Origin of the sequence: Pedobacter sp., from assembly GCF_035317785.1 — a bacterium.
Lineage (GTDB): Bacteria > Bacteroidota > Bacteroidia > Sphingobacteriales > Sphingobacteriaceae > Pedobacter.
In genome coordinates, this window is record NZ_DATHGC010000128.1 from 13,160 (window position 1) to 36,509 (window position 23,350).

18 protein-coding genes, 1 tRNA gene and 1 pseudogene are annotated in these 23,350 nt (G+C 44.8%); 5 read left to right on the forward strand and 15 right to left on the reverse strand.

All coding sequences use genetic code 11. The features are described from left to right. Positions 1-504, forward strand: coding sequence for a SixA phosphatase family protein (locus tag VK541_RS07660; RefSeq protein WP_324368558.1), 504 nt, complete (start codon positions 1-3; stop codon positions 502-504). Here the strand turns inward: VK541_RS07660 and VK541_RS07665 are convergent. From VK541_RS07665 to VK541_RS07685, 5 genes are all read right to left on the reverse strand, one after another. Continuing rightward, positions 501-1,364: an AMP nucleosidase gene (locus VK541_RS07665; RefSeq protein ID WP_324368560.1), complete on the reverse strand. Its 864-nt coding sequence runs from the start codon at positions 1,362-1,364 to the stop codon at positions 501-503. The genes VK541_RS07660 and VK541_RS07665 overlap by 4 nt on opposite strands. A gap of 417 nt (positions 1,365-1,781) precedes the next feature. Then, complete coding sequence (gene clpX, locus VK541_RS07670; protein ID WP_324368562.1) at positions 1,782-3,023, reverse strand: ATP-dependent Clp protease ATP-binding subunit ClpX; 1,242 nt, start codon at positions 3,021-3,023, stop codon at positions 1,782-1,784. 2 nt (positions 3,024-3,025) lie between these two features. After that, positions 3,026-3,721, reverse strand: a complete 696-nt coding sequence (gene clpP, locus VK541_RS07675) for an ATP-dependent Clp endopeptidase proteolytic subunit ClpP (RefSeq protein ID WP_324368564.1) — start codon at positions 3,719-3,721, stop codon at positions 3,026-3,028. 195 nt (positions 3,722-3,916) lie between these two features. Then, on the reverse strand, positions 3,917-5,263 hold the full coding sequence (tig, locus tag VK541_RS07680) for a trigger factor (RefSeq protein ID WP_324368566.1): 1,347 nt from the start codon (positions 5,261-5,263) through the stop codon (positions 3,917-3,919). 99 nt (positions 5,264-5,362) lie between these two features. Continuing rightward, positions 5,363-5,444, reverse strand: a tRNA-Leu gene (locus VK541_RS07685). A gap of 290 nt (positions 5,445-5,734) precedes the next feature. Between VK541_RS07685 and VK541_RS07690 the strand changes: the two genes are divergently transcribed. Continuing rightward, positions 5,735-6,622, forward strand: coding sequence for a VOC family protein (locus tag VK541_RS07690; protein WP_324368568.1), 888 nt, complete (start codon positions 5,735-5,737; stop codon positions 6,620-6,622). A 17-nt stretch (positions 6,623-6,639) separates the two neighbouring features. Here the strand turns inward: VK541_RS07690 and VK541_RS07695 are convergent, their stop codons facing one another. From VK541_RS07695 to VK541_RS07725, 7 genes and pseudogenes are all read right to left on the reverse strand, one after another. Further along, positions 6,640-7,731: an exo-alpha-sialidase gene (locus VK541_RS07695; protein ID WP_324368570.1), complete on the reverse strand. Its 1,092-nt coding sequence runs from the start codon at positions 7,729-7,731 to the stop codon at positions 6,640-6,642. Between the two features lie 405 nt (positions 7,732-8,136). After that, entirely contained in the window at positions 8,137-9,465 is a 1,329-nt protein-coding gene (locus VK541_RS07700) for a serine hydrolase domain-containing protein (protein WP_324368572.1), read from the reverse strand. A 200-nt stretch (positions 9,466-9,665) separates the two neighbouring features. Then, on the reverse strand, positions 9,666-10,208 hold the full coding sequence (locus VK541_RS07705; protein WP_324368574.1) for a peroxidase-related enzyme: 543 nt from the start codon (positions 10,206-10,208) through the stop codon (positions 9,666-9,668). Positions 10,209-10,256: 48 nt separating this feature from the next. After that, positions 10,257-10,808 (reverse strand): annotated as a pseudogene (locus VK541_RS07710) (carboxymuconolactone decarboxylase family protein); the annotation flags it as partial. 54 nt (positions 10,809-10,862) lie between these two features. After that, positions 10,863-12,140, reverse strand: a complete 1,278-nt coding sequence (locus VK541_RS07715; protein ID WP_324368576.1) for an MFS transporter — start codon at positions 12,138-12,140, stop codon at positions 10,863-10,865. A 47-nt stretch (positions 12,141-12,187) separates the two neighbouring features. Next, complete coding sequence (locus VK541_RS07720) at positions 12,188-14,953, reverse strand: TonB-dependent receptor (RefSeq protein WP_324368578.1); 2,766 nt, start codon at positions 14,951-14,953, stop codon at positions 12,188-12,190. Between the two features lie 248 nt (positions 14,954-15,201). Next, positions 15,202-15,762: a peroxidase-related enzyme gene (locus tag VK541_RS07725; RefSeq protein WP_324368580.1), complete on the reverse strand. Its 561-nt coding sequence runs from the start codon at positions 15,760-15,762 to the stop codon at positions 15,202-15,204. Positions 15,763-16,094: 332 nt separating this feature from the next. On the opposite strand from VK541_RS07725, the gene VK541_RS07730 reads away from it, so the two are divergent. Both VK541_RS07730 and VK541_RS07735 read left to right on the forward strand, forming a co-directional pair. Beyond that, the gene (locus tag VK541_RS07730) at positions 16,095-16,481 is read left to right on the forward strand and encodes a VOC family protein (RefSeq protein WP_324368582.1); all 387 of its coding nucleotides are present in this window, start codon (positions 16,095-16,097) and stop codon (positions 16,479-16,481) included. 160 nt (positions 16,482-16,641) lie between these two features. Then, positions 16,642-17,256 carry a porin family protein gene (locus tag VK541_RS07735; RefSeq protein ID WP_324368584.1) on the forward strand — a complete coding sequence of 205 codons (615 nt, stop codon included), beginning with the start codon at positions 16,642-16,644 and terminating at the stop codon, positions 17,254-17,256. A 290-nt stretch (positions 17,257-17,546) separates the two neighbouring features. On the opposite strand, the gene VK541_RS07740 is transcribed toward VK541_RS07735, so the two are convergent. From VK541_RS07740 to VK541_RS07750, 3 genes are all read right to left on the reverse strand, one after another. Next, positions 17,547-19,589 (reverse strand): prolyl oligopeptidase family serine peptidase, encoded by a 2,043-nt coding sequence (locus VK541_RS07740; protein WP_324368586.1) that lies wholly within the window; start codon positions 19,587-19,589, stop codon positions 17,547-17,549. A 211-nt stretch (positions 19,590-19,800) separates the two neighbouring features. After that, entirely contained in the window at positions 19,801-20,367 is a 567-nt protein-coding gene (locus tag VK541_RS07745; protein WP_324368588.1) for a hypothetical protein, read from the reverse strand. A 56-nt stretch (positions 20,368-20,423) separates the two neighbouring features. Then, a complete protein-coding gene (locus VK541_RS07750; protein ID WP_324368590.1) occupies positions 20,424-20,927 on the reverse strand; it encodes a hypothetical protein in 504 nt (167 codons plus the stop codon). A 160-nt stretch (positions 20,928-21,087) separates the two neighbouring features. Here VK541_RS07750 and VK541_RS07755 point away from each other — a divergent pair. Continuing rightward, positions 21,088-23,350, forward strand: a 2,263-nt coding sequence (locus VK541_RS07755; RefSeq protein WP_324368592.1) for a M1 family aminopeptidase, incomplete at its 3' end; no start/stop codon positions are given.

Genomic DNA, 23,350 nt, shown 5'->3' on the forward strand with positions numbered 1-23,350 from the left:
ATGACTAAGCAGCTACTTTTAATCAGGCACGGAAAATCAGAATGGGGAAACGCCCATCTCGCCGATTTTGACAGACCTTTAAACCCAAGAGGACACAGGAATGCCCCCGAAATGGCAGCAAGGCTAGCCTACAAACATTTCATCCCCCAGCTGATAGTAAGCAGCCCTGCACTAAGGGCAATCACCACAGCGAGGCATTTCTCACAGGTATGGAAACTTCCGGCAGAACAGATACAGGAAGAATTATCAGTTTATGAAGCAGACACAAAGACACTGCTAAAAATTATAAACAATTTTGACAACAAATACGATAAGATCGCCCTATTTGGGCACAACCCGGGTTTCACAGACTTTGCCAATTACCTGACAGACGCAGGCATTTACAACATCCCCACCTGCGGTACCGTTTTGATCGAATTCATGGTAGACGACTGGCAGGAAGCCAGCCATTCCACAGGCACCCTGGTCGACTTCGATTATCCTAAAAGCCCCGATGCGGACTAAAAATGAAGGTGTTTTACCGTCAATCCATTATTGATCAGCTGCTTCAAAGAATCCACCCCGATCATCAAATGCGTTTCCACAAAATTGGTGGTTACGCTGCTGTCACTTTCCGTAGTCTTCACACCCTCCGGTATCATCGGCTGATCAGAAACCAATAACAGCGCACCAGTCGGGATCTTATTGGCAAAACCAGTTGTAAAAATAGTCGCCGTCTCCATATCCACCGCCATAGCCCTCAGGGTCTTCAGGTATTTCTTAAACTCCTTATCGTGCTCCCATACCCTGCGGTTGGTCGTGTAACAGGTTCCTGTCCAATAATCCCTGGAATGGTCCCGAATGGTCGTAGAGATCGCCTTTTGCAATGCAAAAGAAGGCAAAGCCGGAACCTCAGCAGGCATATAATCATTAGAAGTCCCCTCTCCCCTTATCGCCGCAATCGGCAGGATCAGGTCACCCAACTGGTTTTTCTTCTTTAAACCGCCGCATTTACCCAAAAACAGCACCGCTTTCGGACTTATCGCAGTCAGCAGATCCATCATGGTCGCCGCCATCGGGCTTCCCATTCCAAAATTGATGATCGTAATGCCATTTGCCGTACAGCTCTGCATCGGCTTGTCCAGACCCATGATCGGTGCATTGTCATTCCACTCCGAAAACATGGAAACATACTTACTGAAGTTAGTCAGCAAAATATATTGCCCAAACTGGTCCAACGGTCTGCCTGTATAACGCGGCAGCCAATTGTTTACAATATCAGTCTTAGACTTCAATCCCTTTCTTACCGGAGAATTTACTTCTTTTACTTTTTTTGCTTTCGATACGATCTCTTCATCTTTTTTCACGTCTTTTTCTTCATTCATATATTTCTCCTTTTATTATTCAATATTCTACTAAAACATACCTAACCTTCATCAAGAGATCCCTCGTATCCCGAAATAAATTCGGGACAGGCTCTCGGGATGACGTGCAAATGGCACTGTGCTTTTTTCTGCTCCAGCGCGGAGCAGAAAAAATCACCTTCTCAGAGAAGACATTCTTCCCTGTTGCGCAGCTTCAGGGAAGCGAGTCTTCGAAGAGAACGGTTATTTTTTCCAGCTCCAAGCGATTCCATTCATCTACCTCAACGGAAATTGTTTCGTACCTCGCAATGAAGAGTGAAAAACAAAAGCTGTCATAACTGGCAAATGCGGGATCCTGAAATAAATTCAGGATGACGGCAATAGCTCAAATAACAAGTTAAAAAAAATCCCCGGTAAAATTACCGGGGATCAAATCTTTTATGCAGCCTTCAGCTTCTTAAAATCAGCCTTTTCAAACTTCTCGACCGCATAGTCGAGATTAATGACCAGCTCCTTAATCTCCGGATCAGACGGAATCTCAAACATCGCGTCCAGCATAATCGCCTCGCAAATGGACCGCAGCCCCCTCGCACCAAGCTTATATTCCATAGCCTTGTCAACAATAAAATCCAGCACATCATCATCAAACACCAAATTCACCTTCTCATACTCAAAAAGCTTCACATACTGGCGCAGCAAAGAATTCTTAGGCTCAGTCAAAATATTGCGCAAAGCCTCTCTGTCCAAAGGATTCAAGTGCGTAAGCACCGGCACACGACCAATCAGCTCAGGAATCAAACCAAAAGACTTCAAATCCTGCGGAGTAATGTACTTATACAAATTCTTCAGATCCAGGTCCACATCATCCTTTTTCACCTTATACCCCACAGCCTGCGTACGCAACCTGTTGGCAATCTTGCGCTCGATACCATCAAAAGCACCCCCGCAAATGAACAGGATATTGTTCGTATTCACCGGGATCATCTTCTGGTCTGGATGCTTGCGTCCCCCCTGAGGCGGAACATTCACCACCGTACCCTCCAGGATCTTCAGCAAAGCCTGCTGCACACCCTCACCGGACACATCACGCGTAATAGAAGGATTGTCACTCTTACGCGCCACCTTATCCACCTCATCAATGTACACGATCCCCCGCTCAGCAGAAGCCACATCATAATCAGCAGCCTGCAGCAAACGCGTCAGGATACTTTCCACATCCTCACCCACATAACCAGCCTCAGTCAATACCGTAGCATCACAAATACAAAAAGGCACATGCAATATCTTGGCAATCGTCTTGGCCAGCAAAGTCTTACCTGTACCCGTCTCACCGACCAGCATGATATTGGATTTCTCAATCTCCACCTCATCACCCTTATCCACCTTCTGGCTCAACCGCTTATAATGGTTGTATACCGCCACAGAAAGCACTTTCTTCGCATCATCCTGACCAATCACATACTGATCAATATGCGCCTTGATTTCCTGCGGCTTCAATAAAGTTATTGAAGAATCCAGAGGCTTGCCCTTCTTACTCCCCAGCTCCTGCACCAGCAGCTGATTGGCCTGGGTTACACATTTATCACAAATGTATGCATCCAACCCCTCGATAAGCATTAAGGTATCCTGCTTACCAGAGCCACAAAAAGAGCAACGGGAATCTTTACTTTGTTTAGCCATATTTATTTTTCTTTCTTAGTACCACCCAGTACTTCGTCAATCATTCCAAAACCTTTCGCCTCATCCGCCTTCATCCAGTAATCACGGTCAGAAGCCTTCTCTACCCACTCATACGTTTGTCCCGAATGGTTCGCAATGATGTCATACAATTCTTTTTTCAGTTTCAGCATCTCCCTCAGGTTGATCTCCATATCAGAAGCCACACCCTGGGCACCACCCGAAGGCTGGTGGATCATCACACGTGAATGCTGTAACGCAGCACGCTTGCCTGCAGCACCCGCTACCAGTAATACTGCACCCATAGAAGCCGCCATACCCGTACAGATCGTGGCCACATCCGGTGTAATGTACTGCATCGTATCATAAATACCCAGGCCGGCATACACCGAGCCACCCGGAGAGTTGATGTAAATCTGTATGTCCCTGTTGCTGTCTACAGACTGTAAAAACAACAATTGGGCCTGTATAATATTTGCATTTCCGTCATAAATGGCATCACCCAAAAAGATAATGCGGTCCATCATCAGACGGGAGAACACATCCATCTGCGCCACGTTCAACTGACGCTCCTCGATGATATAAGGAGTCATACTTTTTGGAGAAACATTAGTTGCCCCTATATAACGGTCAACATTTAAACCGTTGATGCGATGATGTTTAACTGCGTATTTTCTAAATTCGTCTTTATCGATCTTCATAGTTTTTCTATTTTTTCGTGGTTGTAAAGCTATTCACCATCTATTTCACCGCCAAAGTAATTAAACTAAGTTGGTAATTTATTGTGGTATTGTAAAATTTGAATATCTGTTATATACGTAAGGCGGCCTTTCGCAAAGCCGCCTTAACCTTATTATTCATTAAAAGTACCGATCCGAAAGCGCTTCCTTCGGCGATTACTTTAACTCTATAAACTTGTTATAAGCTATTTCTTTTGGTTCCATGGTCGCAACAGATTTGATCAGTTCAAAAACCTTGATCGCTTTCACCTCATCAAAGATACGGTTTGCATTGTCTTTCTCTTTCAGGAAAGTAGCCGTATACTGGGCAAGCTGGTCTTCAGGCATAGGAGCCGGACTGTACATCCTGAACTGTGCATCCAAACGCTGTTTTGCAGTCTGAAAAACATCCTCATACTTGATTTCGATGCTGTTGTCCTTGATCAGCTTATTCTCGATCAAAGTCCATTTCAGGTTTTTTGCAAAGTCCTCATAACCTTCGGTCAGCTCCTCTTCAGTCAGTTTCTCGTTGGTAGCTTTCAGCCATCTGCGTAAAAACTCATCCGGAAGATCGATCTTTACACTTTCAATCAAAGCCGTGTAAATGTCATTCTGCAATTTGCGGTCCGCATCCTGCTGGAACATACCTTCCACCTCTTCAGTGATCTTAGCAGTAAAACCTGCCTCATCCGTTACTGTACCTGCACCAAACAATTTATCAAAGAACTCCTGGTTTAAATCAGCTTCCTCCAGACGGTTCACATTTTTCACCGTCACGCGGAATTTAGATTTCAGGTCCTTGGCATCTTCCTCGCTGATGTTCAATAACTTGGCGATGATCACCTCGTTTTTGTCAAAAGCTTTAGGAACATCCAGTTCCACTACATCATCCTTCTTTAAACCAATCAAAGATTTTAAAATCTTTTTATCAGTAACCTGATCTAAACGAATAGACCCGGTTGCATTAATGCCATCTTCAAAAACTGAACCATCGCTGCCAAGTTGTGCTAATTCGGCATAAATCACGTCATCTTCTGCCGAAACTTCCGGGTTTGTCATTTTGCCATAGCTTTTGCGGATGTTTTTGATCCTTCCGGCCAGAGTTTCCTCGTCAGCTTTAACCTTATATTCAGTAAATTTATTTTTAGAAGTGACGTTCACGTCAATCGCAGGAGCGAGCCCAAGCTCATAATCAAACTCAAACTCATCTGTGTAATCCCATTTGAACTCTTTAGTATCATCCATTACCGGCAATGGCTGTCCAAGAATCTCTACTTTGTTGTCAGTAAGGTGCTTGTTCAATGTTTCGCTCAACAGGTTATTGATCTCTTCCACCAAAATACTTCTGCCATACATTTTCTTAATGTGTGCAGGAGGCACCATTCCTTTACGAAAACCCGGAAGGTTTGCTTTTTTAGCTTGTTCTTTGATGGATCTATCAACCTTTTCAGTGTAATCTGCAGGCGCAATTTTGATCTTTACAACTGCGTTTAGGTCGTTAACTTTTTCCTGTGTAATGTTCATCTTTTTGAATCAATATTTTGTTTTGTCAAACTATACATTGTGGCTAAACTCTGCCTATCTAAACCAAAAGCAGCCCGATCGAGCTGCTTTTGATAATTGTGCGGATGAAGGGACTCGAACCCCCACGCCGTGAAGCGCCAGATCCTAAGTCTGGTGCGGCTACCAATTACGCCACATCCGCAATTAGGATTTATTTAGGATTGCAAAGATAGGGAATCTTTTCAATTTCCAAAACCGATTTATAAATATTTTCCAGCAGAATTCTCAGCATACTGATAACCAATTAAATAATATCAGCAGCCCAGTTTTTTGGGCTTTCATTCACAATCCGTTTCTGTCATTCTGAGTACTGGGATATGAAAACAGTATAATTAACAACCAGGGTTTCATTGTGCGATAACCCTCACATCCCGCAAACAAATCCTTGATTTTTGAGTTAATTAAATACCTGAAAAAACTAAATTAAAAATCATGTTACAGATCAAACCACATTTATGGTTCGACAGCCAGGCAAAGGAAGCTGCCGAATTTTATACCACCTTACTACCGGATTCGGCGGTCACTTACGTTAACCAGCTGCACAATACACCATCTGGCGATTGTGATATCGTGGAGTTTACTTTAGCTGGACAGCCGTTTATGGCGATCAGTGCCGGGCCTTTATTTAAGTTTAACCCATCTATTTCCTTTATGATACACTTTGATCAGGCGGCCGCGTTGGACGAAGTATGGAACAAGCTGGCGGAAGAAGGCAAAGTGATGATGCCGCTGGACAAGTATCCCTTCAGCGACCACTATGGCTGGCTGGCCGACAAATACGGCATTTCCTGGCAATTGATGCTTGTTAAACCAGACAGCGAAAAACGGCCCGTGATCGTTCCGTCCTTAATGTTTACCGAGCCGGTCGCAGGTAAAGCGAATGAAGCCATCGACTTTTATTGCTCAGTATTTCAGGACGGCAAGCGCGGTACGACAGCACCACGCCCGGAAGAGATGGGACCCGACAAAGCCGGTACACTGATGTATGCCGACTTTTACATCGACCATACCTGGCTGGTGGCCATGGACAGCGCCCATCCGCATGGTTTCGGTTTTAACGAAGCCATATCGCTGCTGATCCAATGCGACACCCAGGAAGAGATCGATCATTATTTCTCCGCGCTTTCCGCGGACCCCAAATCCGAGCAATGCGGCTGGCTGAGGGATAAATACGGCGTGTCCTGGCAAATCACCTCCACTTTAATAGCAGAAGTGTTTAGGAACGGTGCACGAGAGCAGATCGACCGGGTTACGCAGGCCTTTTTGCCGATGAAGAAAATTGATCTGGCAACTTTGCAGCGTGCTTATGACGGTAAATAATCTGGTTTATATTATTGTCAGCACCCCGCACTCACCGCCATAGCATACAATACATCACCCGAAACAAAGATCTTAAATACATTTTTAGGTTCACTGGAAGAACTATTCCATGGCAGCACAAATTTAAAGTCCTTGTTCTCCACTTGATCAACACGGGAATGAACGCTATTCCAGGTTTTACCCATGTCAGATGACCGGAATATACCATCCGGATGACCAACTATTAAATATTTGCCCATTTGTTTAATAGATGAAATCGACGGAGAAGGCCCAAGCCCGTAACTAATGACTTCCCAGGTTTTTCCACTGTCCAATGAAATGTGAATCCTTCTGGATTTGGTTGTTGTGTTGTAGGCTATCGCAGCAAATCCACCTTCGATACGTTCAACAGCTATACCCACGCCACCCTCGCTGATTACCCATTTCCAGTGTTCACCATTGTCTGTCGAACGCATGATGCCTTTTGTATCTGTCGCGATAAGCACTCCTTCTGATTCTACCATGTTCATCACCCAGCCTTCATTTTGTACTTGCTTCCAGTTTTCTCCCTTGTCGGTAGATTTGTAAAGGCCGTGATCGTAACCACGGAATACCGCTCCGTCAGCTGTTTCAAAAATAGTTCGCATCGAATGCTGTTTTATGAAATTTGTCTGTACCGGCAACCAGTCCTCTGCAGCAGACACCTTTTGATAAACCTGCCCTTTATAATTGAAGGCCATGACACCGGAACGATTGAACGCAATCGAAGTGGAGGGACTGGAGGATGCATTTTGCAGATCAGGAACATTCTCCTTTTCCCAAATGGGAGCTTTAAGATTGCTCTTACTGTGATACATTTCATTTTTCACATGTAGATAGAGATCTGACTCTCCTGCAGAAAAATTTACCGGCTTTTCAATTTCAGGCAACCCTTCGCTGATGTCCTGCCATGTTTGTCCGCCATCAGTGGACTTGTAAAGGATGTTTACTTTAGCAACAGGGACTTTTGCTGGTGGAGCTGTCAATGACTCGGTTGTTTTCTTCCCCGTTTCCTTTTCTTTTAGTACAAAAGAATTTACTAGAACTAATACCAGGAGAATGGCCGGAACAAATACAAATAATCTTTTCATTTTTTTAAATTTAAAGTAAAACATATTGACTAGTAAAGCAGCGGAAGTAGTTGGTCGGGTATATCTTATCAATATGATTCAGCGAAATTACTTTGATATCTTTCAGTATGGGGAATTTAGATTGTAAATAAAAATGTAAACTTTGTAAATAAAATCTTGACAGTATAACTATAACCGGATAAGACACTCTGTTGGTACATTATCATTTCAACCACTTCTCAACCTCATCAAGACCCCTTCTCAACCCTTGCATGACCCCTTAGGCCTTGCAAGGGTTGAGATGAGGCTATCTTAGGATTCGTCGGATTCCCTTACAGTTCCCAATTATATGCATCAAGTGTAGTTATCCTGCGCTTGACAAATTTCCTGTATCGGATTTTTATCTAAATGTAGTAGGCTACCATTCTACTTATCCCTTGTAAACAGAAACGTCTCACCGCCCTGGTTCAGCGTTATTTCAGCTTTGGAAATATTAAATAATAACTCAATACCCGCCTGATTAAACACAAATTGATCTTTGGCCGGGGATTCCAGCGGAAATGCGCTCTGCCCTGTCGCCTGGGCCATTAGCGTCGTATTATTTTTGCTGATCGTTATTTTGAGCGGAAGTTGTGGACTGCTGTAAATGCCCAGGTATTTATCCAGGTCTTCGCTTTTTAATGCGATGCTGGTAAACGAAGGAAGGGTAAAAGGCACCTTAAAATAAATGCTCAGCGCAGCATCAGCAACGCCCTTGGCGCCGTATGAACCACCATTGGCGATATAGGCAATTGCCAGCTTTTCCTCGGGGTAATACGTCAGAATGGAGTTGAAGGCATCAATGCTGCCGCTGTGCCCATAACCCTTTTTATCCCTAAAACCGTAGCTGATCATGGCCAGGCCGAAGCCATCTTTCATGGTCTTCATCACATTCAGGCTGCTGTCGTTTACCAGTTTACCGTTAAAAAGCCCGGTAATAAATTTGGTAAGGTCTGTAGGGGTTGACACCATGGCACCAGCACCAGCCGGCACACTCATATTTGTTTCGGGTTCGGGTTTCCATCCATCCGCATAGTTAAAGGATACGGCCTCGTCCTTCTTCGCGTCCGCCTTTCTGCCGTAATAGGTATCGGGCAAGCCAAGTTTGTTTACAATACGGGTTTTAATCAGGTCTGCGTAGGTTTTACCGGTTATTTTTTCAGCAATAAAACCCAGCAGGACAAAGTTGGTATTGCTGTATTCAGCTTTTGCATCAGGTTCAAAATCGGCCGGCTGTTTGGCAAAAATGTCTGCCAATGTTTGCTGCGTTACGGGTTTATATTTGTAGGTCGTGTACAGGCTGTCGCTAGTGAAATTGTGCAGTCCGCTCCGGTGCCTCAGCATCATGTCTATAGTGATCTTGCCGGCGTTTGGCAACTGCGGGTAATATTTGGCCAGCGGCGTACTTAGGCTAAGCTTGCCCTCTTCAATCAGCTGCAGCACAAGCACCCCGGTAAACATTTTACTAATGGAACCTATCCGGTATTTCGTTTTCACGTCGGCATTGGTTTTAACGCCGTTATTGAGGGCGATAAAACCTGTTGCCTTTTGGTAGATCACCTGATCATTTACGGTTAAGGCTAGGCTGCCCATGGCCTTGTTATTTTCGGCAAGCAGGTTCAGCAGGCTGTCCAGCCTAGGTTTGTTAATCGTTTGTGCTGATACGTTGCAGGCAAATGCTATAAAGAGCAATAAGAGGGTTAAGTTTTTTCTCATGATGATGGTTTGTTATAAGACGAAATACACAGAAAATGGTTGCAACCCTGTCAAATCCTTTTTACTATCTTTAAGGGCATAACCCACGCCCATGAAAAAGTTAAAATCTCTTCTTGCTATTCAGCCTTTTGTTCTTGTTGTCATGTAAACCGTCTGTTGATCTCTCAATAGTTACATCTACTGTAGTTGCAGAAATACGTTTACCTCAACACCAAATACCCATCCTCTGCCCTTTGCGGAGCCCTGTTGATGTAAAATTGCCTATCCAGAGGCGCTGTAGTTCCCAATCCGTCAACATACCGGTTAAACATGCAAAAAGCCGCCGCGATCAGTACCGCATCATGAATTTCCACATCCGTTGCCCCAGCTTCACGGGCCGCAGCAACCTGCTCAGAAGTCACCAATTTCCCACCCTTCTGCACACTGCCCGCAATCGCCAGCAAAGCCTTCATTTTCTCAGACAGATCAGCAGCATTAAAATCAGCCTTGATCGCATCGATCTGATGAATATCACAACCGAGGTAATGCCCGGCCAAAGCCCCATGCACATTCTGGCAGAAAAAACAATCATTCAGATAAGATACATAAGTACCGATCAGTTCTCGCTCACCGCGGGATAAACTGTTGTTATTATCCCTCAGCAGGATCTCTGCCAGCGCATTCAAAGCACCCTCCGTTTCTGGTCTGAAGGCCATCAGTCCCCTGATGCCCGGTAGATCATTCCCCAATTCTATATGTGCCATAAGCCATTAAAATTTTAAACTAAATACCTGAACTATTTTAAACAAACATTAGACTCGCGGCGGCAGATTATACCCCGCCACCATTCTTTTTCCCATTTCCTTATAGGCCTCCGGATCAGTCGGCGTTAAACTGGCCAAACCATCCACATACCTGTTAAACATGCAAAAAGCCGCGGCGATCAGCACCGTATCGTGAATCTCCTTATCGCTCGCCCCCTCCTTTTTTGCTGCATCAATATCTGCAGAAGTCACCTCCTTGCCCAATACCTGGACCTTGCCGGCGATGTGCAACAAAGCCTTGAGCTTATCGCTGATCGCAGAACGCTTCATATCTGAAAGCACATCATCCACGATCGCCTCATCATCCCCATACAAACACCTCGCTGCCGCAGCATGACTGCTCATGCAAAAGAAACAATCATTGCGCTTGGAAACATAAGCCGCGATCAGCTCCCTGTCGGCCTGCGACAAAGGGGACTCCCCTCTTAATAACTCCTGTGCAAGGTCATACAAGTACTTCCCGGTTTCGGGCCTGAACATCACCAGCGAACGTATACCCGGAACACCCTCCGGAACATTGATATGTGCCATATTATCTTTACTATTATCCGTTAATAACTATTCTATTTCTAACATTCTTTAAAATCCAATAGCTCAACTCCCTGCCGGAGTTTCTATCACCGGGTCAACTGCAATTCCCGCAGGTACTTCTGCCGCAACAACCGCTTTCTTCTCCTTGACCGACAGCACCACCACAAACCCGATCACAAACACAATAGAGAAAATAAAGATCGCATTGCCATAACCGCCCAAAGAAGAAACCAGCACGCCGATAAACAATACAGCCGTACCCGTAAACAACCTGCCGATATTAAAGCAAAAACCAGTAGCCGTAGCGCGGATACCTGTATGAAACAACTGCGGAATATAAGCCGAAAGCACCCCTTGGCTGGCTCCAAAAAACAAAGCCAAAACCGCAATCTCTGCAAATATAGCGGGTGAGAAAGTCGTATTCAGCTTAAACAGCACAAAAGACATCACCGAGCATACGGCAAAACACAGCAACATCGATTTCTTCAAGCCCAGGAAATTGACCAGATAGCCAGAGAAAAAGCCCCCGGCCAGGCCACCCATCCCCATACACATCATACTCAGGCCCCTTTCCCTGCCTGCATCGCCAGGGATCAGGCTCTGCACCCAGGTAGGCAGCCAGGAAAAAATGGCCCAAAGCCCGATCAGCATAGACCCAAACATCAGCGAACCGACCAGCAATTCACGGCGGTTTTCCTCAGAATACCAGAGCGCCTGTTTCTTGCTCACCAGCTTCTGCTCCCTGTGCTCCAGCCATTTATCCGATTCTTTGATCACCACCATCCCGATTAATGCCAGTACTACCGGCGCAGCACCGACAAAAAAACCTTCCCGCCAGGAAGAGACAATAAAGTTGATCAGTCCCGCAGAAAAGATCCCCACCGGAAAAGCGATAGAAATGATCCCGGTCACCACGGCTTTGCTTTTATCAGGCCAGACCTCGCTCAGCAGCGTAAAAGAAACCACCAGCACCCCGCCTACCCCAAAACCGCTCATGAAACGGCAGGCCACTAAACCTGTCCATGCAGGCATCAGCCCGGTCAGGAAGGTAAAAATGCCATAACAGGTGATCGCGCAGAGCAAAGCCTTTTTGCGGCCTATCCGGTCACTGATCAGTCCCCAGGTAAAGCCACCAAATGCCCATCCGAAAATGAACAGTGCATTGATAAAACCACTGATGGAATTCATCTGCTCTGGCGGCAGGTCACCCTGCAGTTCTTTGACCACTACAGGGAGATAAACCGACATGAGTGTAGATACTGTTCCGCCCAGCGCACTGCTCACAAAACACAAGATAAAAAGCAGGGTCAGGTAAGTATTATTTAGTTTTATTGTACTCATGGTTATTCAATTAAAATATAATCATCAAAAAACATTTTGAAACAGGACTATTTCAAAGGACTGTCAAACAAGAACGCCACATAATAGATCGCGCCTACTGCTGGCGAGCCATAAGCCTGCGAAATGTACTTGTTGAAGATATTGCTGCCCCCTACTTTAATCGTCGTATTCACAGAAGGAATCTTTTTATTAAACTGCAGATCCACCATAGAATACGCCTTGATCCTTCCAGGTCTGATCGCGTTAAATGTTCCATACCAGTCAAACGCACTTTGCCAGTGCCATGCCGCATTGAAACCAAAGTTATTGCCGATGTTCGCATTACCGAAGGTCAGGTTCGTGCTGTATTCCGGTGTATTGAACTGCGCAATGTTATTGATATTGGCTTTACCCAGATTAAAATCAGACCAGGTTGCATTGCCGCCAATCGCATATCCGCCGTCCAGCAGGTAAGTCAGGCCAGCGCTCACACCCTGGGCAGATACCTCATCTGTCGCATTGGTATACAACTGGAAAGCACCAACCGTACGCGCACCAACCTCACCTGCTGCTGCAGGATTTATCTTGCCGTCTGCACCCAATATCGGATTTACAGCCCTCAGTACTACGGTATTTAAAAGGAAATCTGTGTATTTGCTGTAATAATAGTTAAGATCAATAAGCAATTTATTGGCCAGAAGACCTTTGTAACCTATCTCAAATGCTTTTTGCTGTTCGGGTTTGATATAAGCCACATTTGATTTGACCAGCAAATCTTTATTGTTGTTGATGGCTACAGGCGGAGGTGTGCCTCCCTGGATCGCCGCACCTACCGCACCGCCAAATACTTCTGCCGAAGCCGCCGTAAATGAGTTTTCATAAACATTCATCCCGGTACTGTTATTTGGCGCACCGCCAAGGATCGTAATTCCTGGTACATTTAATTTAATGAACTGGTCAACCGGGGTTGGGTTGCGGAAACCCGTTTGGTAAGAAGCCCTGAAATTGTGTGTTTGCGCTACAGTATACACTCCTGAAAACCTCGGCGTAAAACTGCCCTTAAAGTTCTCATTTTTATCATAACGTACCGAAGCCGTCAGTTTCAGTTTATCTTCCAGCAGTTTTTTACCAATTTGCGCAAATGCACCGTACTCTTTTACACCGATCTTATTGACCTTATCGTCAAACAAACTGCCATCGGTAAACATTTTGTATTTACGAAAACTGCCACCTGCTAGCACTTCTACAAATTTAACCACACTTGAAAAGTCGTACTGGCCATCAGTATGATAAAATTTACTATTGCTAAATACTCCCGCGCCCATTGCACCATAGGTATATATACCAGCATTCTTCGCACTTTCAAATTCTGGTGATCCTGGCAAAAACCTGCCCTGATCTGCAAAACTTCTTGCGGCGGCATGACTATTGGCCGTTACACCTTGCTGAGTTCCTTTAAAAGCTGCCGAATAACGGGCAAACCAGGTGTCATTGGCCTTATCAGGACTCACAACATTTCCGTTTAGATCTTTCACCCAGCTTCCGTTGATAAATTGAGCCAGGGAACGCGTATTATAAGAATCGTGTGAATTTTCAGTCACAACATAACTGCGAAGGAAAAAATTGCTACCTCTTAATTCAGCCCGGTGCGTTTGCAACACAAAATTATTTAAATCAAAGCGGTTACTGCCTGTATAGCTGGCCGTACCCCTGCCATAATTGTACTGGTAGATCGCCTCAATATTATTAGAGACCCGGTAGTGTAGCGCCCCATTGGCCTTCAGGCTATAGGTTCCGTAGTTCATCAGGTCTTTTTCTTCGTAACCGGTGCGTGAGACTGTCCCGACGCCCTCTAAGTTTGTTGATTTTTCATCGGCGTAGATATTTAAAGCATCCCTGGCCGGATTGTTAGGTCCGCGCTGTTCAACAGGTACGGCGACACTCACATCGGTATAATCATTGGCATGCCAGTCCTCACCGGTCAGGTAGGCCACGTTCACTTTAAAAGCAAAACGGTCATTAAACGCTTTAGCATAACGCAAAGCCACATCTTTCAGCTCACGGGTACCTATACTCGGATCATTTACATGGTTGATGCCAGATTTGATCTGCACCGCAAGGCCCTGGTACCTAAAAGGATCTTTGGTACGCAGGTTCAGCAAACCGTTGAAAGCCACCGGGCCATACAAGGCCGAAGCCGCACCCGGAATGACCTCTGCCGACTCAATATCGATATCAGAAGCCCCAAAAAGGTTACCCACAGAGAAATTCAGTCCCGGAGTCTGGTTGTCGACCCCGTCCACCAATTGCAAAAACCTGGAGTTACCGGTCGAATTGAAACCACGGGTATTCACCTGTTTATAAGTGATACTGCTGGTCACTGCCTCCATCCCTTTCAGGTTCGCTAAACCATCGTAAAAGGTCAGTGAAGGGTTTTCCTTGATCGCCTTTTGCGACATCTTTTCGATACTCACCGGCGACTGCAGGATGCTCTGGCTGACGCGTGAAGCAGAAGAAACCACTTCATTTAACATAATCGATTTAGCATCAAGAGAAACAGTAAGATCTTGGGACGCTGAAATCAATTCCACCTCTTTGGTCTCATAACCTACAGCAGAAATGATGAGCGTGACAGGAAGTTTTCCTTTAAAATTCAGTGTAAAATTACCTTTGGAATTGGTAGTAGTACCCAGGACTTTGTCCTTTAAAGTAATACTGGCATTGCTCAGCGCAGCGCTGTTGTCGCTGGTGGTCACAGTTCCCGTGATCTTCGCATCCTGCGCATAAAGATGCACAGACAGCGCCATAAAAAATAAGAGTAAAAGTCTTTTCATTTCGTTGATTTAGATTGGTTTGTTGGTTTGGTTTATTTAGAGCGCTGGTTGGTTTATTGGTTTTTGGTTTTCTATCTATTATTTTTTTTTCTCATTTATTTTTCTGCTCTAGCTTGAGGCCAGAAAAAATCACCTTCTCAGAGAAGACATTCTTCCATGTTGCGCAGCTTCAGGGAAGCGAGTCTTCGAAGAGAACGGTTATTTTTTCCCTGGCCTCAAGCGAATCCCTTAAACAAGAGACAACGCAATTATTTCTTCAAATGCTCATACCCCTGCGGCAATCGCGTGTACCCATGATTGACCAGTCTTTCAGCAAGTACATCATAATATGCAGGATTAGCAGGCAGCGATGTCCCCATCCCGTCCACATACCTGTTGTACAAACAAAAAAGCGCAGCGATCAGTACCGTATCGTGTATTTCTACATCCGTAGCACCGGCCGATTTTGCACGAGCAACAGACTCCGGACTTACCGCCTTACCGCTTTGCCTGGTCAGGGCAGCTATCTGCAGCAAGGCCTTCATTTTCTCAGTTACCGCAGCAGTCTCAATATCTTCTTTAACTTGCCGGGCGGTGTCCTTTTCCCCCGCCAGCAGATCAGCCGCAGCCGTATGGGCAGTCGTACAAAAAGTACATTCATTTCCATAGGAAACTACAGTGGCAATGAGCTCACGTTCGGCTTCAGTAAGTGATGAGGGTCCGCGCAGCAAATACTGTGTCAGCTCCCGTATGGGCTGCGCAGACGCTTTGCTATACTCCAGCAAGCCCGTAATACCAGGCAGGTGGTCTTCTAGTGGGATATGTGGCATACTAGGTTTTTGTAATATTCTTTATACAAAGAATGGTTTATTTGGTAATTATAAAAATATTACTATTTATGACATAAACAAAGAATAATTATAAATAAAGAATTTTTCTGCTTTTTAGTCAATCAGCCGCCGCAGCCACTCACATATTTCTTAAAGGTTTAACTCCCGGGCAGGAAACACTTTTGCCATTTGTTATTGTTTCCTGAAAGAGATGTCCTATTGTTTCCTGAAAAGGATGTCGCAAATGACCTTTTTAAATGTCGTTTCAACACCCGAACTGTTTCTCAGGTACCCAGTATCTTAGTGAAACATTTTCTAACTAAAAAATAGCTATGAAACCAAAAATGATATGGTCAAACTTAACAGTAAATGATCTGGACCGGACAACAAAATTTTATACCGCACTTGGATTTAAATCCAACGGCAGATCTGAAGACCTGACCAGCTTTTTCGCAGGCGAAAACAACTTTATAATGCACTTCTTTTTAACAGATAAGCTGAAAGCGAATGTGGAAATTGAAATTTCCGACGCACACGTAGCCAACGAAGTGATATTTACCCTTTCTGCAGAAAGTAAAGAAGAGGTGAACCAATGGGAAAAAGAAATCCCAAACGCAGGCGGAATCATCGTTTCAAAAGCCAAAGAGTTTGGAGAGGGCTATTATGGACTTGTGTTTGCCGACCCGGACGGGCATAAATTTAACGTGTTTTATATGTGAGCGCTTCGTGAAATGGCGAAGAACAGGTAAGGGATTAGATAGATAATCGGCGATAAACACCAGTTTGAACTGCCGCCGGATTTTGCAGGGGATGAATTGCATAAATTTCTCACTTTAAATACATTCTTCTATCTTCGCGACATCTAAATTAACAACAAACATGAAAAAATTATTAATTGTTCTCTTGTCAGTTGGCAGTTGGCTAACTGCATTCTCACAGGAAAAAGGCAGCTTCGAGCTTGGAATCGTTGGGGGCTATAATGCTTCAACGGCACAAAGCGGTCAGCTCACAAACGTCAATTACCTGAGTGCTTTTAACGCAGGCATTTCCGGTGACTACTTCTTTTCAGACCGATGGAGCATCAAGGCAAAACTGAGTTATGATCAAAAAGGCTGGGCCGACGGGTTCATTACCATTGACAATGGGCCATCTGTAACAACCGATTACAAGCTGAACTATTTGACTATTCCTGTAATGGCAAACTGGCATTTCGGCAAAAAAAGAAACTGGTATTTGAATTTCGGACCATATGCCGGAATTTTGTTAGACGCGAAAGAGACTGAACTTGAAATGGATTTAAAGGATTTTATGCAAAGTACTGATTTCGGTCTCGCACTGGGGATTGGTGTTAAAATACCAGTTGCAGAGCGGATAAAAATCTTGATCGAGTTTGACGGGCAAAGTGGTATTACGGATATCATTAAGGACAATACAGGAAACACAATTAGGAACATCAGATCCAGCATAAATACAGGTCTGGCCTTTGAGCTTTAGGTTTTTTCCCTTTTTCAGTATAAAGCCCGTTTATCCTGGATGAACGGGCTTTTCTTGTGGGACTCCTGCAGAAATTCTTCACAGGCAAGGAAATAATCCTTACAGAGTCGTGAAATGCAGTCTCCAATTCGTTAACCGATGCCCCTTCAAAAGTTATAAGGTCATTTATACCATTTATCCGTACTGTCAGAATCAAATAAACCGGTATCACCAATGAAAGTTTCTATAATCTTTTCACCACTGACATACAGCGTGAAAGCCTTCTCCGGTCATGAGCGTTTCACCATATTTTATTTATAGGTCAGCCCCATAGTGTAAAACATAAAAGCCCATTTATCGGCAATTTCTTCAATGGCTTTGTCGGTTGGCTTGCCTGCGCCATGCCCTGCATTGGTTTCGATCCGGATCAGTACCGGGGCGTCTCCGCCCTGCCTCTCCTGCAAGGTAGCCGCAAACTTAAAAGAATGCGCCGGCACCACCCTGTCGTCATGGTCTGCTGTGGTTACCAGTGTTGCAGGATATTTGACGCCGGGTTTCAGGGCATGTACGGGAGAATACTTGTACAGGTAGTCAAACATCTCTTTAGAGTCTTCAGAAGTTCCGTAATCGTAGGCCCAGCCTGCTCCTGCGGTAAACTTGTGATAGCGCAGCATGTCCATCACCCCTACTGCCGGGAAGGCAACTTTGAACAGTTCAGGGCGCTGTGCCATCACAGCACCGACCAGTAAGCCGCCATTGGAGCCACCCATAATCGCCAGGTAGGGGCTTGAGGTATATTTTTCCGAGATCAGATATTCCGCTGCTGCGATGAAATCATCAAATACATTCTGTTTTTTCAGTTTGGTACCCGCAAGATGCCATTTCTCCCCATATTCACCTCCGCCTCGCAGGTTGGCTACGGCATAGATGCCGCCCTGCTCGATCAGGGAAACGACTGAAGTACTGAAAGCCGGGGTCAGGCTGATGTTGAAACCCCCATAACCATAGAGCAATGTCGGGTTACGCCCGTTTAGCGGGGTTCCTTTTTTGAAGGTAATGATCATGGGTACTTTTGTGCCGTCTTTCGAGGTATAAAACACCTGTTTCGATTCATATTTTGATGGGTCAAAATCTACTCCTGATTTTTTATACAATGCTGATTTTCCGGTATTGACATTGTACTTGAATATCGTGGTCGGATAGGTATAGGACGTGAAGGTGTAGTACAGGTCCTGTTCTTCTTTCTTGCTTCCAAAACCCACGGCCGTGCCCGGTCCTGGTAATGCGATCTCGTGCTCCAGCTTACCATTCCTGTCATACTGCAGTACTTTGGATACTGCGTCGACAATGTAACTGGCAAATATCTTTCCGCCTCCTGTGGAGGGTTCAAGCACATTGTCCGTCTCTTTGATCAGGTCTTTCCAGTTTGCTGGTTTGGCGTCTTTTGCATCGGCAGTGACAATCCTGCCATTTGGCGCATTCAGATTGGTATAGATGTACAGCTTGCTGCCATCATTGTCTATAATGTTGTGGTTCTGCTCAAAATTGTCGACGATGCTGACAATCGGACTGTCCTTTTCCTGAAGGCCTTTGATGTACAATTCATTGCCGGATGTAGAATTGGCGGCTGAAATGATCAGGTAACGCTGGTCTTCAGTGAGCCCGGCGCTGATGTATCTTCTTGGTGTTTGATCACCGCCAAAGATCAGAACATCGTCTTTTTGCGGCGTTCCTATTTTATGGTAATACAGCTTGTGGTACTGGGTAATGCCTGACAGTTGACTGCCTTCAAGCGGTTTGTCGTAGGTGCTGTAATAAAACCCTGTATTGCCCTGCCAGGCGATGCCAGAAAACTTCACATCGGTCAGGGTATCGCCAACGATCTGCTTATTTGCGGCTTTCATCACCACTACATCAGTCCAGTCAGAGCCGCCCCCGGATAGCTGGTAGGCCAGAATACTTCCATCTTTGGAAAAATTGATTCCTGCCAGGGAAGTGGTCGCGTCTTTTGAAAAAGTGTTGGGGTCTAAAAATACTTCAGCTTCAGCGCCTTCTTTCTGGCGGTACAGCACGCTTTGGTTCTGCAACCCGGTATTTTTATAGAAATAGGTGTATTCACCTTCTTTGAAAGGCTGAGAATATTTCTCATAGTTCATCAATTTTTTTAGCCGTTCTTTTAACGCATCACGGAAGGGAATTTTGGACAGATAGTCCTGTGTGACTTTATTTTGGGTAACTACCCATTCTTTCGTTGCTGCTGACCGGTCGTCTTCCAGCCACCTGTACGGGTCGGCTACGGTAGTTCCAAAATAATTGTCTGTGATGGTTTCTTTCCTGGTTTCGGGATATGTCATTGGGGATTTCTTCGGTTTTATAGTGTTTTGGGCCTTAACAAAAATAGGAATCATTAAGACAAGTAATAGGAGGCTATTTTTAAATGATGTTTTCATGACGGCTGTTTTATTGTACACCTATGCTACGTACTTAAAAGCCTGCCGGAAAGGCAGGCTCAGAAAGATACCAAATTCACGAAAGAAATGGAGATGTCTTTGCGGGGAGGTAAGATTAATTGCCTTCTCTTTTCACATATGTTTTATTGCCATTCTTATTGATGTAATACTTTCCGCCCCGCGGACCTGTCAGAATTTGCTCACCATTAGGCCCAGACAAGCTCCGGTCAACAGTAGGTTTATAGGTTTTTGAGGCCTGCGCTGTAGTCGGGTTTACCGTTTTTACCACTTTGGTTTCTTTTACTGCTTTAGTTGCTTTTGCCTCTGGCTTAGTGGTAGTATACCTTTTATCCGGAGTACCGTCCTTTTTTAGCTTAACGCCTGATCCTTTTGCAATTTTGGTTTCTTTTGCAATTTTAGTTTCTTTTACAACTTTGGCTGGTTTTGCAGCTTTGGTTTCTTTTACTACTTTAGTTGCCTTTGCCGCCGGTTTTACAGTGGTATATCTTTTATCCGGAGTTCCGTCCTTTTTTAGTTTAGCAGCAGGTTCTTTCGTTGCCTTTTTTGCAGCAGCATACCGCTTATCAGGAGTTCCATCTTTTTTTAGTTTAGCATTTGTTTGTGCAACTGCTAAGCTTATACACAAACTTAACACGGCAATAAGAGAAAGTAGCTTTTTCATCGTTATCTGTTTTTATAGGTTATGAATTATATTCTTCAAACGGAGAAGGGTAATGCCTATTTAAAAAATCCCTTCAATTTATCAACTATACCGCCCTGACTAACGCCTGAACCGTCTTCAGCGCCGCCACTTATCAGGTTGGTGAGATCCGACAATTGAAACTTCCCGTCCGGACCTGAGATATTCGTCATCATGTCACTGAAATTAAAACTGCTGTCATTCGGATCATTCGTCTTATTTGCGAATTTGTCCATAATTTCAGGGATGAACGATCCGGCAATATTTTTGGCCGATTCGACATTCACACCCAGGCCTTCCAATTTATTAACAAAACTCGATGAAGCTTCCTGGACTACTGCATTGTCCTGAAAATTCCCTCCTTTAAAAATATCGACCAGGCTGCCCAGATTTCCTGAAGCCAGCTGACCTTTAAGCGCATCCATGATAGAACCGGAAGCAGCATCTACCGCGGCTTCGTTTTGATCATTAGGAACCTCACTATTTTCTAAGATAGCACTCTGTGCATTTTCTTTAACCAGTTGTTTTAAATTTTCTAACATAGGGATCTTTTTAACTATAACAATGGTCCATTATTGACCTGGACTGCATATATCTAATATAAGAAAAACAATTATATAAATATCAAAATACTGGAATCTTTGACGGTGTTATTTTTCTTTATTGCGGCGATTCCTTAACTTGCCAGTCTTACTGAATTTCATGAAACAACTACTGATTAAATCGGCTTGCACGGGCCTGATAATGATACTGGGCCTAACGATGACACAGGCACAAACTGAAAACACCTCAGCCGCCAAAACTGATGCAGTATACCGCGCTTCTGCGCCTAAAATAAATGCGCTGGTCCATACCAAACTGAATGTAAAGTTTGACTATACAAAACGCCACCTGCTGGGCAAAGCATGGTTGACTTTAAAACCTTACGCCTATGCTACAGATTCGCTGACGCTTGATGCTAAAGGCATGGACATTAAATCTGTTGCAATGTTAAACGGCAAAGCGTTGCAGACCCTGAAATATGACTATGATGGCGAGCAGTTAAAGATCAGGCTTGGCAAAAAACTGCTGCCAGGTCAGTCTTATACCGTGTTTATCGATTATATCGCCAAACCTGATGAGCTTAGGGTAAAGGGCAGTGCGGCCATTACTGATGCAAAGGGCCTTTATTTCATCAATCCGGACAGCACGGAAAACGGCAAACCGGTACAGATCTGGACACAGGGTGAGACTGAGGCTTCTTCTGCATGGTTCCCTACCATTGACAAGCCCAACCAAAAGACTACCGCGGAGATCGCCATTACTGCTCCTGCCAAATATGTGACCTTATCTAACGGAAAACTGGTATCGCAGGTGAAAAACGCCAATGGCATGCGCACGGATACCTGGAAAATGGACCTGCCGCATTCCCCATACCTGTTCATGATGGCGGTGGGTAATTTTAAGATCTATCGTGACAAATGGAAGACCAAGGAGGTAAACTATTACCTGGAGCCCGCTTATGCGCCTTATGCGAAGCAGATCTTTGGCACTACCCCTGAAATGATTGAATTCTTCAGCAAAACTTTGGGAATTGACTATCCATGGAATAAATACAGCCAGATCGTGGTTCGTGATTATGTGAGCGGTGCAATGGAAAACACCACGGCTACCTTGCATGGCGCCTATGTGCAGCGCACACCAAGGGAAATGCTGGATGAGAACTTCGGGCAGGCGGAAAGCACGATTGCCCATGAGCTGTTCCACCAGTGGTTTGGCGATTACGTGACTGCCGAGAGCTGGAGCAACCTGACGGTAAATGAGTCTTTTGCCAATTTCAGCGAGGTGCTTTGGGCTGAACATAAATATGGTAAGGATGCGGCTGATGAACACAATTATGACGCCATGAGCCAGTACCTGGGTTCTGAGAAGGATGGACTGAAAGACCTGGTCCGTTTTCATTATGCAGATAAAGAAGAGGTCTTTGATCTGGTATCTTATCAGAAAGGCGGCAGGATACTGAATATGATGCGCAACTACCTGGGTGAAAAGGTATTTTTCAAGGGACTGAACATTTACCTGAAGCAAAATGCTTTTAAAAACGGAGAGGCACACCAGCTGCGCCTTGCGATGGAGGAAGCCAGCGGACAGGACATGAACTGGTTCTTCAATCAGTGGTATTTCAATGCCGGACATCCGAAGGTAACGATTGATTATGCATGGGACGAGGCTGCTAAAACTCAGAAAGTAACACTTAAACAGACGCAGGGAGGTACACCATTTAGCTTGCCTTTGGCCATAGACATTTATACAGCGGGTGTTAAAATCCGTCATTCGGTTACTTTCAATACTGCTGAACAGACTTTCTCTTTCCCTGCTGCATCAAAACCGGAGCTGGTAAATGTGGATGGGGATAAGATCATCTTGTGGGAAAAAGAAGATCATAAGTTTATAAATGAATTTGCTTATCAGTATGCGCATGCGCCTTTGTTCATGGACCGCCTGGAGGCCATTGATGCTGCCGGAAAAAACCAGCGGACTCCTGAAGGCCGTAAAGTATTGCTTGCTGCGTTGAGCGACAAATATTATTCATTGCGGATCCAGGCACTGGATTCCATTGATGTAAAAAATACGGAGCTTGTCAAAACTGCGCTGCCTTTGATCCAAAAGATGGCTGCTGCTGATCCGAATACAATGGTTCAGGCAAAAGCGATATCGATCATCGGTATGGATAAAAATCCTGCTGATCTGCTTTTATTTACCAAAAGCCTGGAAAGCAGGTCTCACGCTGTTCAGGGGGCAGCCCTGATGGCCGTGGCGTTTCAGCAGCCGGAACAGGCGCTTGCCGCAGCCAGGAAGCTGGAAAAAGATACTGGAAAGGGGCTAACTGAGGCTATTGTAAATGTATATTCGAAATTTGGAACGGAAAAGGAACTGCCTTTTATCACGGAAAAGTTTGCAGGTATGGGCGCACAGGAACAGGTTG

Coding starts and splice junctions, on each gene's coding strand:
- VK541_RS07695 (WP_324368570.1), bottom strand. CDS start 7,731: ATGAAAAGATTATTTGTATTTGTTCCGGCCATTCTCCTGGTATTAGTT.
- VK541_RS07750 (WP_324368590.1), bottom strand. CDS start 20,927: ATGTTAGAAAATTTAAAACAACTGGTTAAAGAAAATGCACAGAGTGCT.
- VK541_RS07740 (WP_324368586.1), bottom strand. CDS start 19,589: ATGACATATCCCGAAACCAGGAAAGAAACCATCACAGACAATTATTTT.
- tig (WP_324368566.1), bottom strand. CDS start 5,263: ATGAACATTACACAGGAAAAAGTTAACGACCTAAACGCAGTTGTAAAG.
- clpP (WP_324368564.1), bottom strand. CDS start 3,721: ATGAAGATCGATAAAGACGAATTTAGAAAATACGCAGTTAAACATCAT.
- VK541_RS07660 (WP_324368558.1), top strand. CDS start 1: ATGACTAAGCAGCTACTTTTAATCAGGCACGGAAAATCAGAATGGGGA.
- VK541_RS07730 (WP_324368582.1), top strand. CDS start 16,095: ATGAAACCAAAAATGATATGGTCAAACTTAACAGTAAATGATCTGGAC.
- clpX (WP_324368562.1), bottom strand. CDS start 3,023: ATGGCTAAACAAAGTAAAGATTCCCGTTGCTCTTTTTGTGGCTCTGGT.
- VK541_RS07720 (WP_324368578.1), bottom strand. CDS start 14,953: ATGAAAAGACTTTTACTCTTATTTTTTATGGCGCTGTCTGTGCATCTT.
- VK541_RS07700 (WP_324368572.1), bottom strand. CDS start 9,465: ATGAGAAAAAACTTAACCCTCTTATTGCTCTTTATAGCATTTGCCTGC.
- VK541_RS07735 (WP_324368584.1), top strand. CDS start 16,642: ATGAAAAAATTATTAATTGTTCTCTTGTCAGTTGGCAGTTGGCTAACT.
- VK541_RS07705 (WP_324368574.1), bottom strand. CDS start 10,208: ATGGCACATATAGAATTGGGGAATGATCTACCGGGCATCAGGGGACTG.
- VK541_RS07745 (WP_324368588.1), bottom strand. CDS start 20,367: ATGAAAAAGCTACTTTCTCTTATTGCCGTGTTAAGTTTGTGTATAAGC.
- VK541_RS07725 (WP_324368580.1), bottom strand. CDS start 15,762: ATGCCACATATCCCACTAGAAGACCACCTGCCTGGTATTACGGGCTTG.
- VK541_RS07690 (WP_324368568.1), top strand. CDS start 5,735: ATGTTACAGATCAAACCACATTTATGGTTCGACAGCCAGGCAAAGGAA.
- VK541_RS07665 (WP_324368560.1), bottom strand. CDS start 1,364: ATGAATGAAGAAAAAGACGTGAAAAAAGATGAAGAGATCGTATCGAAA.
- VK541_RS07715 (WP_324368576.1), bottom strand. CDS start 12,140: ATGAGTACAATAAAACTAAATAATACTTACCTGACCCTGCTTTTTATC.